Origin of the sequence: Bradyrhizobium sp. INPA03-11B, from assembly GCF_040446015.1 — a bacterium.
In the GTDB taxonomy this organism is placed as follows: Bacteria; Pseudomonadota; Alphaproteobacteria; order Rhizobiales; family Xanthobacteraceae; genus Bradyrhizobium; species Bradyrhizobium macuxiense_A.
The window spans coordinates 1-9,024 of record NZ_JASGSR010000202.1; the positions used below are offsets into that span (position 1 = coordinate 1).

Consider the following 9,024-nt stretch of genomic DNA (forward strand, 5'->3'; position numbering starts at 1 on the left):
GATTGGCGGCGTTCAGGCGCCGAACAATGCCAACAGCGGCGCCGTCGCAGGCGGCGTGGTCGGTGTCTATGCTGCATTCATCCAGTTCGCCGGCTTCACGATTGGCAGGGCTGTCTCGCAGTTCAGCGCTCCGTGGATTAACTACCCGGCCAACAACTTCGACGCTCTCGTCGGTGGCGGTAGCGCCGTTACCGGGGTTAATCAGTTCACCTACACTGCTGACTTCGGTCCGGGCGTGTCGGTGTCGATCTCGGCTCAGGACCAGGCGCTTTACAATACGACAAACATCTGGAACACGACCAACTCAACGGCTACGGGCGTCATTGCCGGTGCTTATGGCTCGAGCAGCTTCGGCGGCATGGTTGCTCCCGATATCGTCGGTATGATCCGGATCGACCAGGCCTGGGGGCTGTTCCAGGCCTCGCTCGCTGCGCATGATAACCACACCGCCTATTACGGCGCTACCGAGGCGACTGGCCATGCGCCGGACAGATGGGGTTGGGCCGGTCAGCTGGCCCTGTCGATCAATCATATTCCAACCGGCCCGGGTGACTCGATCAACGTGCAGGCCGTCTACACTAACGGTGCCAGCCGCTACAATATCCAGGAAAACATCCCGTCGGCGTGGGCAATGTATGGTGGCGCCGGCCTTGCCGGCGTGTACCAGAGCGTCGGAATTGCCGGCGTATCAGACGCCATCTACTCCGGTGCTACAGCGGCCTCCGGCACAGGTCTTGAACTGACCACAACCTACGGCTTCCGCGGCGGCTACAATCACAATTGGGATCCCTATTGGAGCACGGGTATCTATGGTGCGTTGGCAGCTGTCCGTTACACTGGTGGGGCCAAGGCGCTAATCTGCAGCAGTCCTGGAATGACTGCGCTCGCTCCTGCCGGCACCTGTAACCCCGACTTCGATATCGCTCAGGTCGGTATGATCACTCGCTGGACACCGGTGAAAAATCTGAGCTTCTCGGCGGAGGTGGCTTACACCCGCCTTGACCAGAAGTACTCTGGCACGATCACCGCGCCTGCAGCCGCATCGGTTGCCAAGCCAGCTGCGGTATACGAGATGAAGGACCAGAACACCGTTGCCATGCTCTTGCGTGCTCAACGCAACTGGTGAGGCTTGTCGAGGCGAAAGGGAGAAAGGAAGGGCTTCACAATCTGATTTGACCTTCAGGGTTGGGCCTCCGGCATGCCCACCGGAGGCCTTTCGCTCATTCAAGGCAAAGCGAGTCAATCGAGCGTCGACCGATTGCAAGACGGATCAGGGCGACCGGATCCGTCTGGCGAGCCAGATGATGAGCGCCGGACGACACTGAATTGGCGAGCGTGGACGCTATCCATCGAATGCTCCCGGTTGCGCGCCTGACCACGACGTTCGAATTCACTTTCTTCGAGGCGCGCTGACGTCCGGCCATGTGGCGGACCTGGTATTTCTGTGAAATTGCGTAGAGCATCCTGGCTCCGCGGTGAATGAGCTTTGAAAGCAAGCTCGGGGCTCTTTCCACGTCTTGTAATTTATCATATTAATATGATATTAGAACAATGTGGTTCAACGCGAAGGAGGGTTCAGGAGTGGAAGGGAAAAGACGCTTGAGGGCGCTGGTTGAGAAGCAGGATCTGATTGTTGCTCCTGGTGTGTACGACATGCTTTCGCTGAAAGTGGCAGACTCGATCGGTTTCGAAGCGCTCTATATGACCGGGTATGGAGTTGCGGCGTCGCATCTCGGATTGCCGGATGCCGGTCTGGCCACGTACACCGATATGGTGGATCGAGTGCGTCGCATGGCGGAAGGTACGAACATTCCGCTCATTGCAGATGCCGATACGGGCTACGGCGGTCTCCTCAATGTGCGCCACACTGTACGCGGCTATGAAGACGCAGGAGCTCAAGGCATCCAGATCGAGGATCAGGAGATGCCCAAGAAGTGTGGGCACACGCCCGGCCGACGGATCGTCTCCACTGAAGAGATGGTGCTGAAGATCAAGGTCGCGCTGGAAGCGCGTCGGCGAGAGGACACTCTCATCATCGCCCGCACCGATGCACGAACTTCGCTTGGTCTGGATGAAGCGCTTCGTCGGGCGGAAGCCTATGCGGCGGCAGGGGCCGACATTATCTTCGTTGAATCCCCCGAAAGTGAAGCCGAGCTCCAGAAGATCGGCGCCAGCATCGACAAACCATTGCTGGCCAATATGGCCCAGACAGGTCGAACGCCTGTCATGTCTGCGGAAACCCTGAAATCATGGGGCTACTCGATCGCCATCTACCCGGGGCTTGGCTTCCTGGCCGCCGCTGAGGCAATTCGCGATTCCCTCCTTCACCTCAAGTCCGAGGGCTCCAGCATCGGCTTGCAAGCGCCGCTTTACCCCTCAGGTGGCGATGATCGAACGATCCACCAACTCATGGGCTTCCCCGACGTTTGGGAATTCGAACGGCGCTGGGCGGTGAATGCCTGAGCGGCGAGGCGCGCTTGCGCCAGCCAAATCAACTGAACTGCAAGATTCTACAGAAAAGGGGGCACTTGTGCCTGGATCAACCTTACTCGACAAAGTCTGGGCGCAGCATGTTGTGACGGAGCTCGGAGGCGGCTTCGACCTGCTGCACATTGACCGACATTTTCTCCACGATGGAAACGGTGCGAGAGGCCTGGGTTACATCGCGGACAAAGGGTGCAAGGTCCGCAACCCGGAGCTTGTCTTCGCTACACCCGATCACGCAGTTTCCAGCGCGCCGGGTCGGACCGGCGAGACAAATCCTGTTGGTGGCAAGCTACTTCGCGACCTGCGTCAACGGACGGCAGAGACCGGCGTTCAATTGTTCGACCTGGGTATGGAGGGGCAGGGGATCGTGCACGTCGTGGGCCCCGAGATGGGGCTTACGGTACCGGGCGCGTCGATTGTCTGTGGTGACAGTCATACCTGTACGCATGGAGGGCTCGGCGCGCTTGCCTTCGGGATCGGCTCTACCGAACTGAACCATGTGCTCGCGACCCAGACCCTTCCGCAACGGAAGCCGAAGCGTTTGCGTGTTCGGTTCGAGGGAATCCCCCAGGCAGCCGTTACACCGAAGGATTACTTTCTGTATCTCGTGGGGCGGCTTGGTGCCGCGGCAGGAACCGGTCACGCTATCGAGTACGCGGGAAGCGCTGTTCGCGCGCTTGGGGTCGAAGGCCGCATGACGATCTGCAACCTGTCAATTGAAATGGGCGCGAAGATCGGCATGGTTGCTCCGGACGACGCAACATTCGGCTACCTGGCCAATCGCCCGTACGCCCCGAAGGGCGTCCTTTGGGATGCTGCGGTAGCCCACTGGCGGACCTTGCCTACGGACGACGATGCCGCTTTCGATGCAGATCATTTCATCGATGTCAGCGCGATCTCACCGCAGGTGACCTGGGGAACAAGTCCCCAGGACGTCATCTCGATCACCGAGCGAATTCCTGATCCAGCGGATGCACCACCAGGGCGGCGGGAGTCGATGGAGCAGGCACTTGACTACATGGGCCTGCAGCCTGGCGTGCCTATCGAGGGCCTTCCTGTCGATTGGGTATTTGTCGGCTCGTGCACTAACAGCCGCATCTCCGATTTGCGGGAGGCGGCTGCGATCGCGAAAGGCCGCAAGGTGGCGTGGGGTGTGACGGCGTGGGTCGTTCCAGGTTCGGAGATCGTCAAACGGACGGCCGAGGCGGAGGGGCTCGATCGCATCTTTCGCGACGCCGGCTTTCAGTGGCGCGAGCCCGGTTGCTCAATGTGTGTGGCCGCGAATGGCGAGCGCGTGCCTGCGCGGCAGCGTTCGGTATCCACTTCGAACCGGAATTTCGTAGGTCGACAGGGGCCGAACGCGCGCACCCACCTGGCCAGTCCCGCCATGGCGGTAGCCGCAGCTGTGACCGGCCGTATTACTGATGTCCGCAAGCTGGGAGCATAGACGTGCAGAAGTTCACAACCCTGAGAGGTCCGGCCGCTCCTTTTATGCGACAGAATGTGGATACGGACGTTGTTATCCGTGTCGAACACCTCCTCACGAGGGAGCGCGACGAGCTCGGCGCTTTTTGCTTCGAGGCGCTTCGCTTTTTGTCCGGTGGCGTCGAAAACCCGGAATTCCTTCTGAACCAGCCGCCATGGCGAGGATGTCCGATTCTGCTGGCTGGTCCAAACTTCGGCTGCGGCAGTTCTCGCGAGGGCGCGGTTTGGGCCCTCATGGGGATCGGGATCCGGTGTGTCGTGGCACCGACCTTCGGAGAGATATTCTTCAACAACTGCTTCCAGAACGGAGTCTTGCCGGTTGTCTTGCCCGAATCGGATATTGAAACACTGGCAGAGGAAATGCGCCTGGCGCCAGAGTGCGCCCAGGTGACCGTGGACCTTGAGCACAAGTCCATCATCTCAGCGGCCGGCCGAGTGTTTTTCTTCAACCTGGACGAAAACCGCCGTCAGGCCCTGCTGCAGGGCCTCGACGACATTAGCCTCACCTTAAGGCGGGAGCTCGAGATCGACGCATTTCAGAGGGCCGACAGCCGGACACGTCCCTGGATCTACCTTCGCCGAAGAGTTGGTTGACGTGCTCATCCGGGCGGCCCTGCCTGCTCATCAACAGGTCGATGAAAGCGGTCTCTATAGACCCAAGTCCGGTCGTGGTGTCTACAGAGACGGAAGGCTGGTGTGGGCGGGAGGACATTTTGACGTTGACAGGATCGGAGCACGATTATGGAGCAGGCGATTCCGCGACCCGTCTTTGCTTCGGGACCTGGACAGCGCGAATGTGCGATGCGTACCTGATTGCTACGGCCGGACGGAGGGCTCTTCATGGCGCGCGGTAAGGTAGAACGTGGTACGGGAGTATCGCTTCAGCACCAGATCTACCTCTTGCTCTCCGAGGCCATCATATCCGGGCGACACGCGCCGGGAGAGCAATTGCCGACGGAGGAAAAGCTCATTGAGCTCTTCCAGGTGTCTCGCATCACTATTCTTAAAGCCATGGAGAGGTTGGAAACTGAGGGGTTCGTCGAGCGAATCGCGGGCCGCGGGACCTTCGTCAGGGAACTCCGGGGCTCGTCGATGCGCATACCGATGAGGTCGGCCGTTGAAAGCATGGGGGCGACGGGTGTCGAGACCCAGGCGCGCATTCTGGAATTTGAGTTCGTTCCGGCGGTGCCGCTGATCCGGGAGCAGTTGTCCCTTTCTGAAGGGGCCACTGTCCAGCGCATAGTCCGGGTTCGCTCCAAGGATCGCCAGCCAGTTCTGCAGATCGTCACCTATGTGCCCGAGGATGTGGGGCGTACGTGGTCGGCGAAGGAACTTGAGCGACAACCCTTTTTCGACCTGCTCGCACGGGCTGGCGTCAATGTTTGGCGAGGAGAGCAAGTGGTCAGCGCGACACTGGCCGATCCGATCGTCGCGCAACGCCTGGATATCAAGATCGGTGCCCCCCTTCTGGAGCTTCGGCGTCTGATGTTCGACCGGAAGAACCGGCCGGTGCAGTACGCGGAGGTTCTTGCAGTTCCACAACTGTTTCAGCTTCACCTCGAGATGCAGCCGGATGAGTTCGAAAGGAGCAGAGCGGGTAAGGGCGCCGCAGTCCCCGTTGCACGGAAGCATCGCGGTACAAAGACCTCGCGTTCGACGTGACGCTCAGGCGGGACTATTCGTGCATGGCTACCGAAGGAGGCACCTGCTTGAGGTATCGCGTGATCGCTGTCTGCTCATCTTTCACCGAACCTGAAATTTGCAGGAAGCCAGACTCCGGAGGCATCCGGTTGCGTGCGGCGTTAAAATTGCTCGAAGCACTATTCCCCGGGGGTGGTGTCATCGCTTTCCGCTCCCGGCATGAGTCCAGCCAGGCTTGCCCATTCTAACGCGCTCATTGATGTCGCAAGTTCTTTTCCTTCGTCGATCGACCAGAATTGCAGGCCTGCGGCGGGATGATAGCGAAAGGCTTCATGAGTATCTTCCGCGTTGACCCCGGACGCCGTTTCCCGAAATTCGAGCTTCGCCGATCGCGCTGAAAGGTCGAGAAAGTCCGGGCTCACAAGAGCGTCGATCTGCTGAATACGCCGGCGTAACCAGGCCGAGATATGTTCCGCGCGGTTCGTCTCGTCCCCGGTGACGCTCTCGAGATGGGCAAGGACGGCGGACAGCTTTGATCGCAGAATTAGCTGTTCATGGATCGCGTCGACGAATTCCATGCGACGCTTTTCGCGTGCACCGAATGCTTCTTCACGTTGGCGGCGGCTTTCCGCATACCTTCGCTGACGTTCGCGCTCCTCGTCAGCGCGCCGGCGCTCGGTGAGGAGTGCAGCATGTTCGGCCAGGCCTGCCACAACCTCGGGCAACATGGCTTCAATCGGGCGGCTCTTGCCATCCGAATATGTGCGGCGGAGCCCGGACCAGGTATTGACGTGAATGACAATGGCCAGTCGCCCCGAAGGGGAATAGCCATACTTTGGCCATGGGGGCCTCGAGAGGCCCCAGCGAAGATTGTCATCCCTGCGCTTCAGTTCGGACGCAGTCGGTTCGTGCGGCGTCTTCTTCGGCGGTTCCTCAACTCCAAATTTGATCGACACATTCTCCGCAACGAGATTCAAGCCGTCGTCGCTGATCGCCGGCCGGTACCCTTCGGTCCCTGCAAGGGCAAAGAGTCGGCTCAGAACCTGCAGGGTACGGTCGCGCGAGCTTGGCGCGATCTTCAAGGGAACGATCCCGCGACCCTGGACGATGACGAACCCCTGGTTGTCGGGACGAGCCCTGGAGGCTGCGCGACGGGTGGCGCCAAGGATCGAGGGCTCCGCAAGGCTGGACTCAGTTGAAGCCGTCGCAACAGATTCAGGTGTCACCAGCTGTTCCAGCCGCTCGCGCGCTTCTGTGCCGGCCTTTCGGACCTGTTCCGGCAGACGTTCGGCTGCTGTCCCTGAGATGCGGATTCGATCAAGCTTTGTGTCAGCCAGTTTTGGCAGCGATACTTTCCGGACGGGTTTGCCATGTTGAAGCTTTGCCCAGTATCCGCGATCAGGAGTCGGAATCCTGTGACGTATGCAGGTCTTCTTGAGGGCGGTTCCTGTGACGCCATATTCTGCTGCCACTTTGGTCATGGGTTGCGACCAGACCTGTTGATAGAGCTCTTCACGCGAAACGGTACGCACGTGTTGTTCTTCTCCCCTTGTCGTCGCGGTCCTTGTGACCCTTTTTAGGGAAGGTACCATGGATATCATTCGCCCCAGCATGCAACTCCGGATTTGACATCGAGCCATCAGCAAGCAAGGCAATCATGCGGATCAGTCGCCACGAACTTTACGAACTCGTCTCGAAATCGCCGTTGAGCAAGGTTGCGCCGGGCCTGGGGATTTCACCGACAGCTTTGGCAGAGATTTGCAGAAATCATAACGTGCCTTATCCCGGCTCCGGGTACTGGACCCGGGTATCCCTGGGACAGGCGGTGGCGCTTGATCCGCTTCCGCCGGATACAGATGAGCAGCCTATCAACATCGAGCCATCGAAGGCGCGCGTGCGGCGCACCGTGGCCCGGACAACTGATGCGACCGCGGAGCCATCGAAGTCAGCCGGGCATGCTGCTGACACCTCGGTCGTTGTGAAGGAACGACCTGCGAGACCGCATCCAATTATCGCGGGCTGGATTGCCGATCACGAGCGTCGTCGCCGGGAGGCTGCGGCGAGCCGGGATGCCTGGCGGATCAGGATGGCACCCGCTCCATTGTCCGCGATCGATCACCGGCGCCACGCGATCCTTGAAGCGTTGTTTCGGGCTCTCGAAGGGAAGGGGGCAAAGCTGTCAGAAACGGAAAAAGGCCTGCTGCGCGTGACGATAGATGGAGAAAATATTGACTTTCAGGTTCGCGAGAAGAACCGGCAGGTGAGAGTATCGCCCCAGGACTCGCGGAGCTCCTATCTCTCGCAGGAGCTCGTTGGCACCGGCAAGCTGGTCTTTGCTATCCGGACCTACCTTCGAGGCCCGCATCATGAGGAGTGGCGCGAAACCGCCAGCAATCCATTGGAAGGTCAATTGCCCAAGATTGTCGACCGCCTGTTTGAGGGAGCTCGGATTCTGAAAGCATGGCACCTCGAGCAGGAGCAGGATCGGGAACGATGGCGGCAGGAGGCTGCCCAGAGGGCTGAGAAAGAACGCCTCGCAAAACAGGAGCAGAAGCGTCGCGAAAGGCTTGGCGAACTCGCTCGTAACTGGACCACTGCGGGTCAGATTCGTGAGTTTCTCGCGGCCATCAGATCGAAGCCCCTGTCGAGTGAGGCGGAATTGGGTGGAAAGACCCTCGCAGATTGGATGGCATGGGCGGAGGATGCCGCGGATGCTCTCGATGCGACACGGGGTGGCGCTGAAGGTCTCTTCTCGATTATTAGCAGTGTGAAGGTTGAGCCGGGCTGGGGGTGAGATTTTTGGTCGCGATTGGAAACCTCGCTTCGGTTTGGCTCGGGTGCTAGTCGAACGCCCTGCGGGAAGGTACGGATTTTAGCCCGATGCTTGTTGCGTATTCGGCCTTGCGCGCAGATGGTGCGCGGTTGGCTTGCCTAAGACCCGAGGCCCGCAGTTCCGCTGAAATCTGGATGAGGCTTTGACCGCTTGAATCTCCGTCCGCATGTTACGCGCAAATCGGAAGCCCAGGATGGAGGTGCGCATCAGGAACGAAGACGAACGCCAACTCGTTGTGCGAAAACCTGAACCGAAGGGCGCCTAGAGGCTACGATGGTTGTAATATGATTGGCCAGTGAGACGTCGCGCTGCCCGCTAGATGCCCTGCCAAATGTCTAGTGGCATTCAGAAAGGCCGGCCTTGGTTGCATGTCCTCGTACAATCCGCTGAATATTCTCGTACCGGCTTGCGTACTGCGTTTTTCCTAAGGCGTGGTCGCCTGGAGCCTTCCAGATCAGACTGGAGAGTATCTGATCTTCGAATCCAGCAACTTCTTCGCACGAATCAATATCTATTCCCCCTGAGACAGCATCGTTGGCGAGCACCCGGACCCTTGATCCGCTCCCTACCTGGTTCTT

General features: G+C 59.5%; 9 protein-coding genes. 6 read left to right on the forward strand and 3 right to left on the reverse strand.

The features are described from left to right. A partial coding sequence (locus tag QMZ05_RS39290; protein WP_353705639.1) for a porin occupies window positions 1-1,126 on the forward strand: 1,126 nt, incomplete at its 5' end. Window positions 1,127-1,220: 94 nt separating this feature from the next. On the opposite strand, the gene QMZ05_RS39295 is transcribed toward QMZ05_RS39290, so the two are convergent. After that, window positions 1,221-1,463: a hypothetical protein gene (locus tag QMZ05_RS39295; RefSeq protein WP_353705640.1), complete on the reverse strand. Its 243-nt coding sequence runs from the start codon at window positions 1,461-1,463 to the stop codon at window positions 1,221-1,223. An 88-nt stretch (window positions 1,464-1,551) separates the two neighbouring features. On the opposite strand from QMZ05_RS39295, the gene QMZ05_RS39300 reads away from it, so the two are divergent. From QMZ05_RS39300 to QMZ05_RS39315, 4 genes are all read left to right on the forward strand, one after another. Next, window positions 1,552-2,463, forward strand: a complete 912-nt coding sequence (locus tag QMZ05_RS39300) for an isocitrate lyase/PEP mutase family protein (RefSeq protein WP_353705641.1) — start codon at window positions 1,552-1,554, stop codon at window positions 2,461-2,463. 67 nt (window positions 2,464-2,530) lie between these two features. Beyond that, window positions 2,531-3,934 carry a 3-isopropylmalate dehydratase large subunit gene (leuC, locus tag QMZ05_RS39305; RefSeq protein ID WP_353705642.1) on the forward strand — a complete coding sequence of 468 codons (1,404 nt, stop codon included), beginning with the start codon at window positions 2,531-2,533 and terminating at the stop codon, window positions 3,932-3,934. Window positions 3,935-3,936: 2 nt separating this feature from the next. After that, on the forward strand, window positions 3,937-4,566 hold the full coding sequence (gene leuD, locus QMZ05_RS39310; protein ID WP_353705643.1) for a 3-isopropylmalate dehydratase small subunit: 630 nt from the start codon (window positions 3,937-3,939) through the stop codon (window positions 4,564-4,566). A gap of 246 nt (window positions 4,567-4,812) precedes the next feature. Next, window positions 4,813-5,634, forward strand: coding sequence for a GntR family transcriptional regulator (locus QMZ05_RS39315; RefSeq protein ID WP_353705644.1), 822 nt, complete (start codon window positions 4,813-4,815; stop codon window positions 5,632-5,634). 158 nt (window positions 5,635-5,792) lie between these two features. On the opposite strand, the gene QMZ05_RS39320 is transcribed toward QMZ05_RS39315, so the two are convergent. Then, a complete protein-coding gene (locus tag QMZ05_RS39320) occupies window positions 5,793-7,145 on the reverse strand; it encodes a hypothetical protein (RefSeq protein ID WP_353705645.1) in 1,353 nt (450 codons plus the stop codon). A gap of 125 nt (window positions 7,146-7,270) precedes the next feature. Here QMZ05_RS39320 and QMZ05_RS39325 point away from each other — a divergent pair, with 125 nt between their 5' ends. Then, complete coding sequence (locus QMZ05_RS39325; RefSeq protein WP_353705646.1) at window positions 7,271-8,407, forward strand: hypothetical protein; 1,137 nt, start codon at window positions 7,271-7,273, stop codon at window positions 8,405-8,407. A gap of 374 nt (window positions 8,408-8,781) precedes the next feature. Here QMZ05_RS39325 and QMZ05_RS39330 read toward each other — a convergent pair. Further along, on the reverse strand, window positions 8,782-9,024 hold a 243-nt coding region (locus tag QMZ05_RS39330), incomplete at its 5' end, for a hypothetical protein (RefSeq protein WP_353705647.1).

Bases quoted from the DNA above. Each gene is read 5' to 3' on its own strand.
- QMZ05_RS39295 (WP_353705640.1), bottom strand. From the start codon at position 1,463: ATGCTCTACGCAATTTCACAGAAATACCAGGTCCGCCACATGGCCGGA.
- QMZ05_RS39300 (WP_353705641.1), top strand. From the start codon at position 1,552: ATGTGGTTCAACGCGAAGGAGGGTTCAGGAGTGGAAGGGAAAAGACGC.
- QMZ05_RS39315 (WP_353705644.1), top strand. From the start codon at position 4,813: ATGGCGCGCGGTAAGGTAGAACGTGGTACGGGAGTATCGCTTCAGCAC.
- QMZ05_RS39325 (WP_353705646.1), top strand. From the start codon at position 7,271: ATGCGGATCAGTCGCCACGAACTTTACGAACTCGTCTCGAAATCGCCG.